This window comes from Coprococcus intestinihominis, from assembly GCF_040096555.1.
Lineage (GTDB): Bacteria > Bacillota > Clostridia > Lachnospirales > Lachnospiraceae > Coprococcus_A > Coprococcus_A intestinihominis.
This window is the reverse complement of sequence record NZ_JBBMEK010000490.1, coordinates 1-916: the sequence shown is the minus strand read 5'-3', so window position 1 is coordinate 916 and position 916 is coordinate 1. Positions and strand designations below refer to the sequence as shown.

Sequence of the window (916 nt, the reverse complement as noted above, 5' to 3'; positions counted from 1 at the left end):
TAGCCGTAAGTGCAGGATTTTCCGGATACCTGTCCGTCCACAAAACGGGCCACCCTTCCCAGTTTGTCATAGATATAACGCCCGATGGTATAACTTGTGCCGTCTTTTGATGCTTTCACTTCTGTCACACGGTCAAGGTTATCATAAGTATAAGCAACTTCCCAGCCGTTGGCATAGGTGCTCTTTAAGAGATTGCCGTTCTTTGCCTCATAGTCATGGCTGACTGCCGCCTTTCCGGCGATGGATACGCTCTTTCTGTTGCCGAATCCGCAAAAAATATATTTTCAGTTTATCTTTGTCGTGGTGAAAAGATGCCCCGCAGGAATTACGGGGCATCGAAAATCAAATAATTAAAACTTAACCTTTGGCATCATTACACTATCCGGTATCCAACTTTTCACTAAAGCAAAATTTTCTTCTGTGCACATTACAGTCATATTCCCGGAAAATATAAAATCATGTATGCTTTTTTTCCTTTTACAAAAGGTCATAATAAACACATGTGCCCCGTGTTGTCCCCATTGCGTATTTTCTATTTTTATTTCTTCATACTCTTCCCAAGAAAAAGTCTCCGTCCATTCTTTAAAATTGTAAAATGTAATCTCGACGCCGTTCTGATTTACTATACCTGATGTACACTCTCTAATCAATGCCCATAATAAGAATAAGTAAATTCCCCATATTATAATATTGCCAAGTACAAAAAAACTTATAGTTGTTTTCAATACGCCTATAATTTCCAATGTTATAATTGGAATAAGTAACAGCACTGCACTTCCTACAAAATCCATTCTACTTTTACAATTCCTTATACTATGAATATTATCTTTTTCCATTACACAACCTCATTGAAAATAAACAACAATTAAAACTTAACCTTTGGCATCCTCACACTCTCCGGTAACCAGCTTTTCAC

The 916-nt window shown here is 37.6% G+C and carries 1 protein-coding gene; it reads right to left on the bottom strand.

The genetic code is table 11. The annotated features are described in order from the left end of the window. Positions 1–350: 350 nt before the first annotated feature. A complete protein-coding gene (locus WMO25_RS18420) occupies positions 351–836 on the bottom strand; it encodes a hypothetical protein (protein WP_349086708.1) in 486 nt (161 codons plus the stop codon). Positions 837–916 lie beyond the last annotated feature (80 nt).